The organism is bacterium, assembly GCA_021372535.1.
Lineage (GTDB): Bacteria > Latescibacterota > Latescibacteria > Latescibacterales > Latescibacteraceae > JAFGMP01.
The window spans coordinates 50,080-66,602 of record JAJFUH010000206.1; the positions used below are offsets into that span (position 1 = coordinate 50,080).

Annotated in this window: 16 protein-coding genes; 8 read left to right on the plus strand and 8 right to left on the minus strand. The window is 53.5% G+C overall.

All coding sequences use genetic code 11. From position 1 onward, the window contains the following. Nucleotides 1–108 precede the first annotated feature (108 nt). Nucleotides 109–1,473 (minus strand): ATP-dependent 6-phosphofructokinase, encoded by a 1,365-nt coding sequence (locus LLG96_17905; GenBank protein MCE5252081.1) that lies wholly within the window; start codon nt 1,471–1,473, stop codon nt 109–111. A gap of 511 nt (nt 1,474–1,984) precedes the next feature. Between LLG96_17905 and LLG96_17910 the strand changes: the two genes are divergently transcribed. The 4 genes from LLG96_17910 to LLG96_17925 are packed head-to-tail and all read left to right on the plus strand — an operon-like array spanning nt 1,985 to nt 6,017. Then, the gene (locus tag LLG96_17910) at nt 1,985–2,368 is read left to right on the plus strand and encodes a response regulator (protein MCE5252082.1); all 384 of its coding nucleotides are present in this window, start codon (nt 1,985–1,987) and stop codon (nt 2,366–2,368) included. Further along, complete coding sequence (locus tag LLG96_17915; protein MCE5252083.1) at nt 2,368–2,883, plus strand: NAD(P)H-dependent oxidoreductase subunit E; 516 nt, start codon at nt 2,368–2,370, stop codon at nt 2,881–2,883. The genes LLG96_17910 and LLG96_17915 overlap by 1 nt, the downstream gene beginning before the upstream one ends. Continuing rightward, nucleotides 2,876–4,060, plus strand: coding sequence for an SLBB domain-containing protein (locus tag LLG96_17920; protein MCE5252084.1), 1,185 nt, complete (start codon nt 2,876–2,878; stop codon nt 4,058–4,060). The genes LLG96_17915 and LLG96_17920 overlap by 8 nt, the downstream gene beginning before the upstream one ends. Before the next feature lie 16 nt (nt 4,061–4,076). After that, nucleotides 4,077–6,017, plus strand: a complete 1,941-nt coding sequence (locus tag LLG96_17925; GenBank protein MCE5252085.1) for a [FeFe] hydrogenase, group A — start codon at nt 4,077–4,079, stop codon at nt 6,015–6,017. A gap of 94 nt (nt 6,018–6,111) precedes the next feature. On the opposite strand, the gene LLG96_17930 is transcribed toward LLG96_17925, so the two are convergent. The 4 genes from LLG96_17930 to LLG96_17945 all read right to left on the minus strand — a co-directional run bounded on the left by LLG96_17930 (nt 6,112) and on the right by LLG96_17945 (nt 8,823). Continuing rightward, the gene (locus LLG96_17930) at nt 6,112–6,345 is read right to left on the minus strand and encodes a type II toxin-antitoxin system HicA family toxin (protein MCE5252086.1); all 234 of its coding nucleotides are present in this window, start codon (nt 6,343–6,345) and stop codon (nt 6,112–6,114) included. Beyond that, entirely contained in the window at nt 6,342–6,560 is a 219-nt protein-coding gene (locus LLG96_17935) for a type II toxin-antitoxin system HicB family antitoxin (GenBank protein ID MCE5252087.1), read from the minus strand. Before LLG96_17935 ends, LLG96_17930 begins: the two co-directional genes overlap by 4 nt. Before the next feature lie 111 nt (nt 6,561–6,671). Next, nucleotides 6,672–7,298: an NUDIX hydrolase gene (locus tag LLG96_17940; GenBank protein ID MCE5252088.1), complete on the minus strand. Its 627-nt coding sequence runs from the start codon at nt 7,296–7,298 to the stop codon at nt 6,672–6,674. A gap of 226 nt (nt 7,299–7,524) precedes the next feature. Further along, nucleotides 7,525–8,823, minus strand: coding sequence for a hypothetical protein (locus tag LLG96_17945; GenBank protein ID MCE5252089.1), 1,299 nt, complete (start codon nt 8,821–8,823; stop codon nt 7,525–7,527). 329 nt (nt 8,824–9,152) lie between these two features. Between LLG96_17945 and LLG96_17950 the strand changes: the two genes are divergently transcribed. The 4 genes from LLG96_17950 to LLG96_17965 all read left to right on the plus strand — a co-directional run bounded on the left by LLG96_17950 (nt 9,153) and on the right by LLG96_17965 (nt 13,296). Further along, nucleotides 9,153–11,264, plus strand: coding sequence for a T9SS type A sorting domain-containing protein (locus LLG96_17950; protein ID MCE5252090.1), 2,112 nt, complete (start codon nt 9,153–9,155; stop codon nt 11,262–11,264). A gap of 227 nt (nt 11,265–11,491) precedes the next feature. Continuing rightward, complete coding sequence (locus LLG96_17955) at nt 11,492–11,998, plus strand: demethoxyubiquinone hydroxylase family protein (GenBank protein MCE5252091.1); 507 nt, start codon at nt 11,492–11,494, stop codon at nt 11,996–11,998. 109 nt (nt 11,999–12,107) lie between these two features. Further along, on the plus strand, nt 12,108–12,461 hold the full coding sequence (locus tag LLG96_17960; GenBank protein MCE5252092.1) for a DUF2007 domain-containing protein: 354 nt from the start codon (nt 12,108–12,110) through the stop codon (nt 12,459–12,461). 280 nt (nt 12,462–12,741) lie between these two features. Then, nucleotides 12,742–13,296, plus strand: coding sequence for a flavodoxin family protein (locus LLG96_17965; protein MCE5252093.1), 555 nt, complete (start codon nt 12,742–12,744; stop codon nt 13,294–13,296). Nucleotides 13,297–13,524: 228 nt separating this feature from the next. On the opposite strand, the gene LLG96_17970 is transcribed toward LLG96_17965, so the two are convergent. The 3 genes from LLG96_17970 to LLG96_17980 are packed head-to-tail and all read right to left on the minus strand — an operon-like array spanning nt 13,525 to nt 16,492. Next, nucleotides 13,525–13,953, minus strand: coding sequence for a YkgJ family cysteine cluster protein (locus LLG96_17970; protein MCE5252094.1), 429 nt, complete (start codon nt 13,951–13,953; stop codon nt 13,525–13,527). A gap of 47 nt (nt 13,954–14,000) precedes the next feature. Continuing rightward, nucleotides 14,001–15,692 (minus strand): arginine--tRNA ligase, encoded by a 1,692-nt coding sequence (gene argS / locus LLG96_17975; protein ID MCE5252095.1) that lies wholly within the window; start codon nt 15,690–15,692, stop codon nt 14,001–14,003. Then, on the minus strand, nt 15,689–16,492 hold the full coding sequence (locus LLG96_17980; protein MCE5252096.1) for an NAD-dependent deacylase: 804 nt from the start codon (nt 16,490–16,492) through the stop codon (nt 15,689–15,691). The genes argS and LLG96_17980 overlap by 4 nt, the downstream gene beginning before the upstream one ends. Nucleotides 16,493–16,523: the final 31 nt, after the last annotated feature.

Here is a 16,523-nt window from a genome sequence, read left to right on the forward strand (position 1 = left end):
CATGCGTCGAATATATGCGCGTTACGTGTCCCCCTTTCGATAAGGGGGGACTTCAGGGGGGATCTTCGTAACCCCTTTCGGCATCTATCATTGTTTTTATTTCACTTCTCAGTTCACCATGACCGCCGGCTGGCCGGTTGCTTCGAGGACTCCGAGCCACTCCGGGCCGGAAGGATCGATCTGCTTCCGTTTCGAGATGACCGCGCTCATGGGGACATGGGTAAAGGTATTGTTCCAGACACCAACGACCATCTTGGTGCGGCCCGACATGGCGGCATGAACCGCTTTCTGCCCGAGCTGGCTGCAGAAGATGCTGTCCTCGGCGTTCGCAGGTGATGACCGGATGATATAACTCGGGTCGATGTATTTCACCGTGGCGGCATGCCATCCCGACTTGAAGTGATCGGCGATACGGTCGCGGAGATAGATGCCGATGTCCGCGAGCTTCACATTCCCCGATGCATCGTACTGATTCTGGACGTTTTCCCTCCTGAGGAGGTCCTGCCCGGCGCCTTCGGCCACAACGACAAGTGCGTGTTGACGGTCTTCAAGGCGCTCTTCGATTACCCGGAGCAGCCCCTTTTCGCCGTCCATGTCGAAGGGGATTTCGGGGACGAGCACAAAGTTGGCGTCGCCGTTCGCAACCGCCGCCATAGCAGCGATGAATCCCGAGTGACGGCCCATGAGCTTGACCACCGCGACGCCGTTGTATGCGCCGCGCGCTTCCTCGTGACCGGTGCTCAGCACCTCTTTGGCGATGGATACGGCCGTGGTGAATCCGAACGACCGCTCCACGAACGAGATGTCGTTGTCGATGGTTTTCGGTATGCCGACAATCCCGATTTTAAGCTTGCGGCGTTCGACTTCGGAGGCGATATCGAGCGCACCCCGCTGGGTGCCGTCGCCGCCGATCACATAGAGGATGTTGATACGCATGCGTTCGAGATAGTCCGTTATCTCGCCCGGTTCCTGCGGACCTCTTGATGAGCCAAGGAGAGTACCGCCCTCGCGGTGAATATTGGATACTATTTCCGGTGTCAGCGATATCGGCGGCTGACCGACACGGGGCACAAGCCCGCTGTAGCCGTACCTGATCCCGAGAACCTCCTTGACACGGTAGCGGTAGTGCATCTCCATGTAGAGCGCTCTGACGACATCGTTGAGCCCGGGACAGAGCCCGCCGCAGGTGACAATGGCTGCCCGGACATCGGAGGGATTGAAGAATATCTTTCTCCGCGGCCCGGCAACCTCCATCGAGGGAGGATCGCCTCCTGCAGCAAGGGTGCGTTTGATGCTGTCGATACGAGCGTCATATACGATCCGGGCGGTATCCTCCACAAATCCCTGCAGTGTGTTCATGGGATCGAGATGTTCGAGGAGGGGCGAGTCATATTCCGGCTTGCCGAGCTTGTCTATGGTGAAATCCGGCAGGCCCTGCTGAGAAGCGGTATCGGGAATGATTTTCTTTGCCATGGTATCTCTCCTTGTTGTTACCGGTCATATTATCATCTTTGTTCGTTAAGGTCAAGATAAAAAACATCCTCGTTATCAACGACGTCTCATAATAACGGGGAAGAAGTCGATAATCATGACCGCATATTGTCATTATCGTGAGAATTTATACAGGCAAGCGCCATGAGCACAAATGATTGAATCATGCTGATATTTTGAATTGTGAAAACAATCACAAATTTTGGTTGCTTTCCGGCTGTTTTTTTTGTACCTTGCCTATCTGTTATATTTCATTGTAAAAAACTTATTCTGCCTCCGAATGTGATGAGAAACAATGATTGTTATCTCCGGGAGTGAGCTTCTTTTCCGGAGAGCGTACAGGGGCAGTGTTTACCATAAAACTTGCAGAAATTCATTGTTGTTTTCATGAATAGGAACAAGGCACCGGCTGAATACGGTGAGAAGGAGAACGAGCGACGGGCACATTTTTATCAACATATTTCGAACTGAAACACGTAAAGGAGGTACTGTTGTGAGGAAAATCGTTATTGTCGATGACGATCCGGATATTCAGGAGTCGATAAAAATGGTTCTGGAAAATGCCGGATATGAATTCCGTGCTGCAGGCGACCGTGAGAGCGGCATGGCTCTCGTTAAAAAGGAAAAGCCTGATCTGATGATCATCGATGTCATGATGGAACAGCCGGACGATGGATTTTTCATGGTTCAGGAGCTCCGGTCACAGGGAGTGAAAACTCCGATAATCATGCTGACTTCGGTGAGCAGTGTTACCGGAATGAAATACGGTAAAGACAACGAGCTTGTCTCCGTTGATGCTTTCGAGGAAAAACCGATTGCTCCCCAGAAACTTCTTGAAAAAATCAAAAGCCTGCTCGGGGAGGGAGGGAATAAGTAATGCTGGTAACAGAACGTCAGACCCAGGCTGAAGAGATAAAAGCACTGGCTGAAAAGTACGAGAAGAACCGTTCGAGCCTTATGCCCATTCTTCAGGCGATTCAGGCAAAGTACAGTCATATATCGGACTTTGCCATGCAGGAAATCGCCCGGCATCTTGATATACATCCGGTCGAAATTTACGGTGTCATATCGTTTTATGCGTTCCTGCGGACTGAACAGACCGGAAAATTTGTCATCCGTCTCTGCAGAACGCTCTCCTGTGATATGGCTGGCAAGGCCCGCGTGGCCCGTCAGCTCGAAAGCGAGCTCGGAATTGTCTTTGGCGAGACCACATCCGACGGTCATTTTACCCTGGAATATGCCAACTGTCTCGGGCTGTGCGACCAGGGTCCCGCGATGCTCGTGAACGATACGGCATTCACCGGAGTCACTCCTGAGAAGGTGCATGAAATCATCAAGGGGTGCAAGCGAACGTTCAGTGTTTACGCTCAGGAGGGACTGAAACATGCCTGATAGGAAAGGACAAATAATCTTTATCGAGATCAAGCCGAACACCGGTATCAAGGCCGCGCTTGCGAAGGCACGGGCCGAGGTTATCGCCGAAATCCGTAATTCCGACCTCAGAGGCCGCGGAGGCGCGGGTTTCCCCACCGGTGTGAAGTGGAATCTTGCCGCTGCCGCAAGCAGCGAAAAAAAATACGTTGTCTGCAACGCCGATGAAGGCGAGCCCGGCACATTCAAGGACAGGGTACTCCTCACCGAGTACGCCGACGATCTTCTCGAAGGCATGACCATAGCGGGATACGCAGTCGGCGCCGATACCGGAATCATCTACCTTCGCGGCGAGTACGAATACCTCAGGAAGCATATCGACGAGGTTATCGAAAAACGCCGTAAGGACGGCTGGCTGGGCAATAACATCGGCGGTAAGAAAGGATTTACTTTCAACATCGAAATCAGGATGGGTTCCGGCGCCTATGTCTGCGGCGAGGAGACCGCCCTCATCGAATCGCTCGAAGGACAGCGCGGCGAACCCCGCAACCGTCCCCCCTTCCCTGTCGACACGGGATTCATGGACTGCCCCACCACTGTCAACAACGTCGAAACGCTCATCACCGCGTCCCGTATCTGTGCAAAAGGCGCGGAATGGTTCAAAAAGTACGGTGTCGGAAGAACGACCGGCTCCAAGCTCTACAGTGTTTCCGGTGACTGTGAACGCCCCGGTGTATACGAGTTCCCCATAGGTGCAAAGATCGCCGAGATACTGAAAGAGGTCGGCGGTATGAACGCCCAGGCGGTAATTATGGGCGGCGCCTCGGGAAAAGCGGTCCCCGCAAAAGTTTTCGCCGATACCGTGGCGGTCGTGGATGCACCTACCGGCGGCTCGGTCATCGTGATCGGCCCGCAGCGTGACATGCTCGATGTCGCCGAAAATTTCCTCGAGTTCTTTGTCGAGGAATCATGCGGCCAGTGCACACCGTGCCGCGAGGGGAATTCACTCCTGCTCGATGTCGTCCACCGTCTCAAGAACGGCACCTGCTCCATGGAGTACCTCAACGAAATAGAGTCGCTCGCCGAGACCATGCAGCTCGCATCGAAATGCGGCCTCGGTCAGTCGAGCCCGAATGTTTTACTGTCGATAATCGAGCATTTCCAGGACGAGATTTTTGGACGTATACCTGTTGCATGAATCACGAGGAAAAATTATGGAAGACAAGAAAATACATGATGACGCGTCACGTGCTCCGAAAAGCACGGCTCCCCATACGATCTCGGTCGATGAAACCGAAGGCATCGGGGGTAAGGTCAAGGTCACGATAGACGGCGTCGAAGTGAGAGTGCCGTTCGGGACCACCATCCTCGATGCGGCAAAGATGATCAACATCCGCATTCCGACACTCTGTTATCACGAAGACCTCTGCGTCGCAGGCGTATGCCGCGTCTGCGTGGTCGAGGTGGAAGGCCAGCGGACGCTCCAGGCCGCGTGCGCCTACCCGGTGACCCAGCCGATCGTGGTAAAAACCACATCCGCGAAGGTACGCCGCGCCCGGAGGAACATTATCGATCTTCTGCTCTCCAAGCATTACGGCGAGTGTTACTCCTGCGTGCGGAACAACAACTGCGAGCTGCAGTCACTCGCGAAAGAATACGGCGTCGACACCTACCGTTTCGGCCATGTGACGAGCCGCCGTTTCGAGGTCGACGAGAGCAGCTACTCAGTCCGTCGCGACATGGACAAGTGCGTGCTCTGCCGCCGCTGTGTGCGGACCTGCATCGATCTTCAGGAGGTCGGTGTTCTGGAAGCCATAAACCGGAGCAACCAGACCAGAATCGGCACCTTCATGGACAAGCCGCTCGCCGATGTCATCTGCATCAACTGCGGCCAGTGCATCAACCGCTGCCCGACCGGAGCGCTCAAGGCAAACGACCCCTCCGATGAAATCTGGGCGGCTATCGACGACCCGACGAAGCATGTGGTCATGCAGACCGCGCCGAGTCCGCGCGCCGGTATCGGCGAGGAATTCGGCCTCGAACCGGGTCATCCGCTCACCTTCGAGCTCAACACCGCTGTCAGGCGCTGCGGTTTCGACAAGGTGTTCGACACGAATTTCACCGCCGACCTCACCATCATCGAGGAAGGCACCGAGCTCATCCTGCGTCTCTACAACGCCCTTGTGAAGAAGGACCCGCAGGCGGTGCTCCCGCAGTTCACATCCTGTTCGCCGGGCTGGGTGAAGTACATCGAGCATTTCTATCCCGAGTACCTCCCCCATGTATCGTCAGCCAAGAGCCCGCAGCAGATGTTCGGCTCGGTCATCAAGACCTACTACGCCAAGATCAACAACATCGATCCGGCTGACATCGTGACCGTGGCGCTCATGCCGTGCTCGGCAAAGAAGTTCGAGTGCAACCGTCCCGAGATGTCCGATTCCGGTTACAAGGATGTCGATTACGGCCTCACGACCCGTGAGCTCGCGCAGATGATCCGCGAGGCGGGCATCGACCTGCCCAAGATGCCGAAGAGCGATTTCGACGACCCGTTCGGAACTGCGACCGGCTCGGGAGTCATCTTCGGCGCGACCGGCGGCGTGATGGAAGCGGCGCTGAGAACCGTGTACGAGCTCGTGACCGGCACAATCGCCGATCCGGACGTCCTTGCAGGACAGGTGAGCGAAATCCGCGGTTTCGACGGCATCAAGTACAAGGAACTGACCCTTCCCGACAAGCTCGGGCCGGTTCCCGATCTCCTCAAGATGAACAAGGGCCTGCCGTTCGACAACTGGGACTGGCTCAAGGGCGCAACCCTCAAGCTCGCGGTCGCCCACGGCACCGCGAACGCCAAGAAGGTGCTCGAAAACATCATCGCCGGCGGGAAATTCAGCGAATGCCACTTCATCGAGTTCATGGCATGCCCCGGCGGATGTCTCGGCGGCGGCGGTCAGCCCATTCCGACGAGCCCCGAAATCCGCAAGGCGCGCGCGAAAGCCATCTACGACGAAGACCGCGCCTACGAGATCAGGAAGTCGCACGACAACCCGGCGATCATCGAAATCTACACGAAGTTCCTGACCGAGGGTCCCAACGGCCATCTCGCGCACAAACTGCTCCATACGCACTACACCCCGCGCGGGAGATACATCGTCTGAGACTCTTTCGGGCGGAAGTTTAGAAACAGAAAGGCCCTCTCCTGAAAACAGGGGAGGGCTTTTTTATGTGGTTTATATTTGAATTTTGAAAAAATTACATTTTTTCCAGTATTCTCTTGAATTGTTCGGGAGTTATTTCTATCTCACGCAGTATTTCACGGATTAATGGTCTGGCTAAAACTCTGCAGGGATGACAGGGAACAGTGGTATATCTGCCGTCTGAATGGCGGAAGAATACATGGCTTCCTTTTTGTCTAACGATGGCAAATCCTATATTTATGAGAAGTTTTTCAAGCGTACCGTATGTGACAATAGGCAGTTTTGTCATAAAGCAACTTCTATTTGCTGCAGGCCGACAAAATGGGGCAGACTGTCAGCGGGTTTTCCGTATTCCTCAAAACATATCTCCAGAACTTCCTTGAGGTTCTTCTGGAGTTCATCAAGAGATTCCGCCTGAGTATGCGCTCCGGGAATTCCGGGAACCATTCCGACATAAAGGCTCGTCTCAGGATCCCATTCAACATATGCAGTAAATGTTTTCATACAGTATTCCCCATAGTATTACTAACTTCGTTGTGATGTTCTGACATGTATAAAATTACAGCTATTGTTAATTCCTGTCAACTTGTATTTCAGAATCGCAGGAATCACCTGTCAGTCGAACTCCGCCGGAAGTCCCGGTTCGCGCCAGTGTTTGAACACATCGGCGATGTGGCGTTCGTTGGTCCGCTCCCATGAGAGCGGGGGGAGATTATCGGGGGAGAAAAAACCAACATCTGATGTCTCGTTGCTTGTTTTGAGCTCGCCGCCGGTTCTGTCGCAGAGAAAGACGAGCTTGTAGGCATGATAGAACGGCAGCGGTTCGCGCCTGTTGGCATCGTAAACGCCGACAAGCGTGCGGGGGACGGCGATAATGCCGCTCTCCTCGAACACCTCGCGGGCTGCAACCGCGGAGGGACGCTCACCGACATCGGCCCAGCCGCCGGGCATGCACCAGCCGCCGTCCTCGATCTCGCGGACGAGGAGGATTTTCCCTTCGCAGACCACAGCGCCGCGGACGCCGACTTTCGGAGTCGCATAACCGGGCTGGGAAAGGAAATTTTCGAGGAGCGGTTCCTTCGGCAGTCCGGTATGGCTCTCCACTATTTCGGCGGCAATCTCCGCAAGACGGCGGTAGCGCTGGTTGTTGTACTCGTTGTCGCTGTAGGCAAGCCCGGTCTGGCTGATCGCCTGTATCTCGCGCGCCCATTCGAGCCAGCGGGGCAGATTCTCTTCCGTCACTATTTTAAATCCTTATGTACAGGAGTTTAACCACGGAGAAACACGGATGAACACGGAGAAAAAATGAATCAATGTATGATTTATACATACGTGGTATATAACCGCAACAATACTGTGTTCCCCTGGTGTACCGGAATAATCCTCGGCACAGTACAATAATCGGCTATTTCCCCCCTTCTTTCAAAGGGGGGAAACGGCGCAGCCGAGGGGGTCAGAGACAGACGGATTATTTCAGATCATCGAGATTTTTCGGTGGATCGTACCGTGCAAGGAACGGCCGTGTTACCGGTTTGCCGTTCTTGTCCTTGTCCATGGGGCCGAAACAGCTGAAATAGACGGTGTGATCGCTTGCACCGAGGGCGCCGAAACATCCCTCAACACCCTCGACTTTCCCGACCCAGTGGAATTTCCGGGTCTTGAGGTCGAGAACGGTGAGCACCTCGAGGGCATCCTCGTACACCGGGCCGCCGTGATTGCCGGCGAGGAAGTAGAGCCTGCCCCATGACTCGTCGAGCGCGATGTTCGGCGTATAGTGCTGTTTTTCCGGAAGCCCGAGCACATGACCGTAATTGTCGAGTTTGCCGGTCTTCGTGTCATAGCTCCATACGAACCCGTCGGTTGTGATGGCGTAGATGACATTCTGTTTCGACACGACCGAGGCGCGGAAATCCCTTTTCTCTCCAGGCAGAAAGATATCGATGTCGCTGAACACTTCGGTGTCGGGATCGAACCGGGTGAGACCGCCGAGGTCATTGGCAAAATAACAGAAGCCGTTGTAATCCATGATCATCTCGCGAACCCGGTCGACAAGATGGGTCAGGCGTGCGATCGATTCGTACTGGTTGAGCTCCATGGTCGTGAGATTGATGCGCCAGAACTTTGCGCGGCTCACCGTGATACCGTTGACAATGTTGCGTTTTTCGTCGTAGTAGAGCCCGACGACCGCGCTCTGCGGGCAGGGAATACCAAAGTAATCGACATCACCGGTTTTCGGATCGTACTTGATGACAGCTCCGCCGGCATAGCTCTTGGGATAGTACGCCTGAGTGTATTCATGATCGTAGGAGCTTCCCAGGTAACCCGCCATGTAGAGGTTTCCCTTGGAATCCGGCTGAATGTTCGAGTGGATTTTCCCGTGGCCGGGTGTCTCGGCGTTCGAATAGATTGCGCTGGCCCGGTCGAGCTCGAATTTGACCGTCGCCTTGTCCGATTTGGGGTCGTACACGGAAATCGCCGTATTGCCGAATCCCCAGGGCCGGTCATAACGGTCGGCATTGCGGGCGTCGGTACCCCAGTGGTCGCCGCCGCAGAACCAGATTTTACCGTCCGGGGTTTCGCATATCTTGTTCCAGTTGGTGTTCTGGGTGGTTTCGCCTTTCCATTCGAGCCCTCCGGCCTGGTAGCTCTTGAGTTTGATTTTTTTCAGCGAATCGATCTTTATCGACTGAGCAAAAACCACCTGAGAGAAAAATGTAAGCATAAGCAGTGAAAAAACAAGTGAATATAGATTACGTCGCCCGTTCATAAATCTTCGCCTCCTGACAAAGCGTTCTTGTATTGCATGAAGGATTTCTCCGAGTGACACACCATACATTGATTTTATGAAATTTTACGGTTATTTACAATACAAATCTTCCAGATTGAATTATAAGTGTGGTTTTTCTCGACAGTTTTACAGCTATCAGGCAATTATTCGATGCTGAAAACAACCGGAAAGCCGGATTATTCATCTTGACACACTCATGTTTATCAAAGTAAATTTAAAACTATCTGCATTATTGAAAATAACTTGTTGATGTTTACATCATGCCGATTCTTTTAAAGTATCACTCTGCTTGGGGAAAGATACGAAGTATGATTTGTCTACGTATATCAGTGTTGTTTGCGATGCTTTTCTTTTTTTCGTCATCCGTTTTCCCCGGCGACGGTGACGCCACCGACGGGCTGTGGAGAAAATATACCACAAAGGACGGGCTCGCCCTGAACCAGATGCGCGACGTCAACGCCGACCCGCGTGGGGGCATCTGGGCCAGCACATTCGGCGGCGGCGTCTCTTATTTCAACGGCACTTCATGGAAAACATACACCACTGCAAACAGCGGCCTCGAAACCGACGATATCTATTCCGTCGCCGTGGATCACGACAACGTCATCTGGTTCGGCCATGGTGACGCTCATGTTACGAGCTACGACGGGACTACATGGAAAATACACTACGACAGCCCCACGCGAATCCACAACATCGTCGTCGACCGGAACAATGTCAAGTGGATCGCCTCGAACGGCAGCGGCCTCGCCCGGTATGACGGTGTATCCATGACCATCTTCACACGCGACAACAGCCCCGCTGTCAACAATATACCCGTAGGTCTCGCGGTGGACTTCGACAACTCTCTGTGGGTGGGGTTTTACTACGATTACGGCGTCTCGAAAATAACCGATGGGAAATGGTCAATCCTCACTCTCTCGGATATAAATCCCGTGTACGATGTAACGGCGATGAGCGTCGATGGTAACGGCTCGGTCTGGATGGGGTGCAGCGTCGGTGAATACGGCGTCTGGCGTCACGACACGGACGGTTCGGTGACCTGCTACGGGCCCGAAAATCTCGTGACAGGCAAAGTGTGGGACATGGCAATCGACCACGACAATGTCGTCTGGTTCGGCGAGGATGGCGGTGTGACAAGTTACGATGGCGTTTCATGGCAGCATTACACAACGGAGAACAGCGGCCTCGGCAACAATACGGTCATCGGCGTCACGGTCGACACCGAAAATGTCAAATGGTTTGCGACGTTCGAGGGGGTTTCGAGCTTTAACTACCAGTCCGGACCGTATATCATCATTTCCTCCCCAAACGGCGGCGAACTCTGGGAACGGGGCAGTACACAGACAGTTTCCTGGCTGTCAAAGGAAGTCGAGTCTGTCAGAATCGAGTATTCTTCCGACGGCGGTACAACCTGGAACATGGCGGTGGACAATGTGAAAGCTTCGGACGGCAGGTATCAATTGATACTTCCCGACATCGATTCCCGCACGATGTTTCTGCGTATCGCCGATACATCGAATCCCGACCTGAAGGACACGAGCAACGGCGCCTTCACCATTTCATCCCCCTTTGTGAAGCTGACCTCGCCGGTCGGCGACGAACGGTGGGCCGGCGGCAAATCGCACCTCATCACCTGGGTTTCACTCGGCATCGACATGGTTGCGCTGGAATACTCACCCGATAACGGGAAGAACTGGTATACGGTCACCGAAAGAACCGATGCCTCATCAGGCACATTCTCCTGGATTCCCCCGGATATCGAATCATCGGAATGTCTGGTAAGAATAACCGACATTGCCGGGATTGACCGGACAGATGTCAGCGCCCGGCCGTTCACTGTCTCGTCACCCTATATCATCGTTCTTTCACCGAACGGCGGAGAGGAATGGGAAGCGCTGTCCAGGTATACGATCAGGTGGGATTCCGACGGCGTCGAACGGGTTTCGATCGACTATTCGGTCGATGGCGGTTTGAGCTGGAACAACCTCAAGACCGGCGCCGATGCCAACAAATTCTCATATGTCTGGAGGCCCACCATCGGCTCCATGACGTATCTCGTGCGGGTTACCGATGACGATAACATATCGGTCATCGATGAAAGCGACAATCTCTTTTCCATAGCGCCCGTGACTTCGGTCGATGAAACCGTACCACAAACCATCACCCTGTATCAGAACACTCCGAACCCGTTCAACGGCAGCACAACAATCCGTTTCGCCCTCCCGGGGGATGAGCATGTCACACTCGCCGTGTATACGGTGAACGGCCAGCTCATCGATACAGTCGTCGACGGGTATCTCCGGGCCGGTTACCACTCGGCGGCATGGGTAGATAAAGGATATTCCACCGGTCTATATTTTGCCATGCTCAGGGCCGGTACCGAAACGCGCACCATGAAGATGCTTCTCGTAAAATGATTGTTTCGACACTCTACCCCTTTTTTTATGCGCAAAAACATTTTCAAATCCTGTAAATGGCGCTGTCTGTGATACGGAGCGGCGGTGCATACACTTTTTTACCCCGGAGAGCGCTAAAATGTGTATATTTTACCGGAAATATCAACGAACACTCTTTTTCATCACCCTGCGAGACCTTTACCGATGAGTCGATAATCGGTACCTCTGGTAACAGGAGGGTATACGCCATGAACCACGACATCTCGATCATCCGTCCGCAAATGACCGGCGATAATATACGCCTGCGGGGAGAAGGAATGCCCCCGTCCCGCCTGAAAGGCATCAAAAAGGGTCTCCGGACACTCCATACCCTCGAACTGATGGCGGTCACCATCTACCGTTTCCAGATTACCGGCGAGGTGGGAGAGCTCAACCGTCAGCTCATCGCCGCCATGTGTAACGAAATGACACACTTCCAGGATTTCCAGGTCAAACTTTACGAATACGGCTGGAAACCGAGTATTATAAGATGGGTATACTGGATTGTCGGTTTCTACTTCGGTTTCTTCTCGCGGCTCATGGGGAGAACGGCGATACTGAGAACCGGTATATGGGTGGAAACAAAAGCCGTTCATCACTACGACGAACTCCTCGGAACAATCGACTGGGACGAGGATACCCGGAAGATAGTGGAAAAAGACCAGTCAGACGAGTACGGGCACATCACCATGTGGAAATCTTTTTTAGATCAGTAAAAAAGCAAGGGCCGACCATCTGATACCGAAACAACTGGAAACATGGCATACAATACATACGTTTTAACCGTCCTCATAAACGTTCTGCTAATACACTGAAGGAGCGACTATGTTCTGCCCTGTCTGCAGGAACGAAAAACGTGAAGGAATATCAATATGCCCCGAATGCAATGTTCCTTTGGTCGATGAACTCCCGCCCGAACAGGAACCGGAATACATGGAATTCACACCTGTGTTTTCGACCGCAAATCCCGTTCTCATCGCCATGGCAAAGTCTATTCTGCAGGACGCGGGAATACAGTATACCGTCAAGGGAGAAAACCTCCAGAATCTTTTCGGGTACGGGCTTATCGGCATAGGATTCAATCCCGTTACAGGCGTTGTCGAAATACAGGTCGATGTGCCGGATTACGATGAAGCCCGCGAGCTCCTGAAGTATCTCGAAATCGAAGAATCGGCCTGACCGGGATTATCCGAACATCAAATGGAACACGGATATACACGGATCATGCGGATTTTCGCGGATTTATTCATACAATTATTGTACCGTCGGTCGAACAGTGACATCGGATTGCGTCATGCCGAACTTGTTTCGGTATCTGTTTCGAATATCGGTATCATTATTTATTCATCGAAGGAGTTAATAACTACCAATGTTAGTATAAATAACATATTACATCTTTTCGTGTCTTCGTGTCTTTGTGGTTAAATATTTGAAAAATACCCCGGATTAAGGAAAAACGATGAAAAAATTACTCGGCGTCATGGGAAGCCCCCGCAAAAACGGCAATACGCATATCCTCGTTTCAAAAATTCTCGAGGGCGCGCAGGACAGCGGCGCTCAAACGGAGGTGATTTTCCTCGGCGACCTGACAATCAGGGAGTGCAACGGCTGTCATGCCTGCTGGGAAACGGGATCATGCAGCAAGAAGGACGACATGATCCCCCTGTACGAAAAAATCACCGTGAGCGATGTCATCGTCTTCGGAACGCCGGTATACTGGTACGGTCCCACAGCGCTCATGAAGGGATTCCTCGACCGTTTCGTTTATTTCAACAGTCCCGCAACGAGGGGAGTCATAAAGGGCAAATCCGCCGTGCTCGCCGTTCCCTATGAAGAGGACAATACCGAAACCGCCGAGCCGCTGCTGACGCTGTTTCGGAAGTCATTCGAATACCTTGAAATGAATATCGCAGGAACAATCATCGCTCCCGGAGTCGGCGGGAAAGGCGAAATCCTCGCAAAGAAAAACCTTCTGGACAAAGCGTACGAGCTCGGGAAAAAGCTTGTGGGATAAAGACAGGCATAAGGCATAAGGCACAAGGCACAAGGCACAAGGCACAAGGGAAAAAAACAAGACTCTGAGAGGGAGAAGAAAAAAAGGAGAAACAGAAACATATGGTCAATAAAAATTGGATAGTTCAAGTATTTGTTTTTACAAAGAATTATAAAAAATGTATTTTTCTGTCTTTATCTTGTTAATCTTGTAAATCCTGTCTAAAAAATCTTTAAACACATCTTGTCATTACACGCCGTAATCGAAGCCCATCTTCCCGTTATCGAAGATACACCCCGCCGGAACATAGTAATCGCGGATGTGTTTCCTGTCGAAATTCCTGCAGAGCTGGGGACGGTCGGCGTAGATCAAACACCGGCTGTTCTCATCGAGCATCGAGCACCGGCTGTAGACGATGAGCTGTTTCTCGCGGCGGACGGTTATGATCTTTACGGCGAGATCGCGGCTCACGGTGAAGGTTTTTCTGTCCCGGTCGACTGTAATTCCCTCGTGGATTTCGAAATACCGCCCGGGATGGGGCTCGAGCTTCGAGCGGTAGATTGACAGCGGAACGCCCGTGGTATACATGAGCTTCCGGTACTTCATCGGTATCCCGATAAACCGGCAGCACTTCCCGCCGCACTCGAAACAGTCGGCAAATTTCCTTATCTCCGGCATACTCTCACCGATATATCAGTGTTCTCCATTTTACCAGCGGCGATCCCTTACATCCGTTCCGGCGCCTCGATCCCTATAAGCCCGAGCAGATTCATAAGCACCTGCCTCGTCGCCACGCAGAAGGCGATACGGCTCTCACGGATCGTATCATTCTCGGCGGCAAGCACCGGGCAGGTATTGTAGAATATGCTGAACCGCCGGGCGACATCGAGGGCGGTGGTGGCGAGTATAGCCGGATTCCTCGTTTCGAGCGCAGCCGCTATATCGCGTGTCACGAACGCCAGCCTGAAAACGAGGCCCCACTCGGCATCATGGGTAACTGTAAGCGGCGACGACACCCTCTCCGGCTCGGAGCCGTGCTTACGGAGTATTGAAGCGACCCTCGTGCAGGAGTACTGGATATACGGCCCTGTGTCCCCGCTGAACGAGAGGGCGGTGTCCCAGTCGAAGATCACATTGCGGTTGGGCCGCACGGAGAGAATGGCATAACGGACAGCGCCGATGCCGATGATACGGGCGATTTCGCCGCGTTCGCTTTCGGGAATGCCGGGCCACTGCTCGTCCACCTTTTCACGGGCGTGACGGATGGCTTCATCGAGAAAATCCTCGAGGAGCACGACATTCCCCTGGCGGGTGGACATCTTCCCTTCACGGAGGAGAATGTACGAGTAGTGAACCACTTCGGGCGGAGTCTTGCCGAGTGCGCGGATGATAGTCTCCATCTGCTCGAAATACATGGTGTGATCCTCGCCGAGCACGACGATGTTACGGTCGCCGGAGCGCCCGATCTTTTCGAGGGTATAGGCTATATCGCGGTACATGTACATGGTACTGCCGTTGGCGCGCTTGAGCACGATATACCGTCCCTCTTCACGGTCATAGCCGAGCTTCTGCAGATCAAGGACCGCCCTCTCCTGGTCGTCGGTAAAAAGAGCCCCCTTTTCAGCGAACACCTCCATGGCCCGTTCCATGCGCGGGTCGCGGAGGAAGGAGGATTCACGGTCGAAGGTGTCGTAACGCAGCCCGAGCCGTCCCAGCACATCGAGCTGGCCCCTGAGGCAGATATCAACGATACCAGTGAATGCCTCCGCTACCGATGGATCGCCCTCTTCCATACGCATGAGGAGATCGAGGCCTTTCGCCTCGAATTCGGGGTCTTTCTCAGCCCGGCGGTTCGCCTCGACATAGAGGTCGAGCACCTCGTGGAATTCGAGGTCCGTGCGGTCGCCGATCTGGAGAACAAGGAGGGCTATCTGCTTCCCCATGTCGTTGACATAGTAGTGGACATCGACATCGTAACCTTCGAAGCGGTAGAGACGGGCGAGGGTGTCGCCGATGAGTCCGTTGCGGGAGCGGCCGATGTGCGGGCTTGCGTTCGGATTGATGCTCGTGTGCTCGAGAAGGACAGTCTTGCCCGTTCCCTCGCCGGTCGAGCCGAATGTCCCTTTCCGCTCGATAATCTCGCCGATGAGACCGGTTGCATAACTATTACGGTCGAGGGTGAAATTGAGGTATGGCCCCACCGCTTTTGCTTCCCTGAAGATTCCGGGATATTCGAGAGAAGACAGCTTTACCGCAATTTTCGGCGGGGCCTCTCCAAGCGCTTTGGAAAACCGGAAACAGGCAAGCCCGAAATCGCCCGGCTGGTTTTCCGGCGCCGGCTGGAAATCGAACTCGCTCCCTTCGAGCGCGGGAAACGCTTTTTCTATGACACCCTGTATTTCCTGAAACAATTTCATTCCGACTCCCGGTCATACATGTTTTTTATTTCTCTATTTTCCCGGTACCTTTTCCATATCTCGTCCAGTGTCGCGGCGGCTTTCCCGGCGATCTTGATATCGACCGCATCCGATACCTGTGTGTTCCCCGGATTGATCTCGACCGTGGGGATACCCATCCTCCTGCCGAGCAGAACCGGCTGCACGATGTACGGGAAAACGCTCGTTGTTCCGACCGAAAAGACGATGTCGAATCCCTCGCGCCACACCTGCTCGATTTTACCGGTCTTGTCAAACGGCAGCATCTCGCCGAACAGGACAACTTCCGGTCGCATATACGCGTCGCATTCGGGACACCGCGGGGGAATTTCGAGTCCGCCGTAATGCTCCACATCGCACCGGTAATCGCACGACATGCACGAAAGCCCGTGAATGTCGCCATGAATGTCGATGACATTACGAGATCCGGCGGCCCGGTGGAATCCGTCGATGTTCTGGGTAAGCACCCACACTGCTTCGAACGACCGCTCCATTTCGGCTATGACCTCATGGGCGCGGTTGAACTTCGCTCTGCGGCAGTTTTCCTCCATCTGGGCGAGATATTTCCATGTCAGGGCGGGATTGAGCTCCATTGTATCGCCCGAAAGCGCATCCTCGATGGACAAACCCTCGTCGGTTGTCCTGTTGTCATAAAGCCCGCCGATGCCCCGGTAGGTCGGCAGACCCGAATCGGCTGATATCCCGGCTCCGGTGATGAAAAATATCCGGCTGCTGCTCCGGAGAATATCGACCACACGGTCTATGCGGTCACTGTCGGTCACGAAAATACTCTTTCAACAACGAAGACACAAA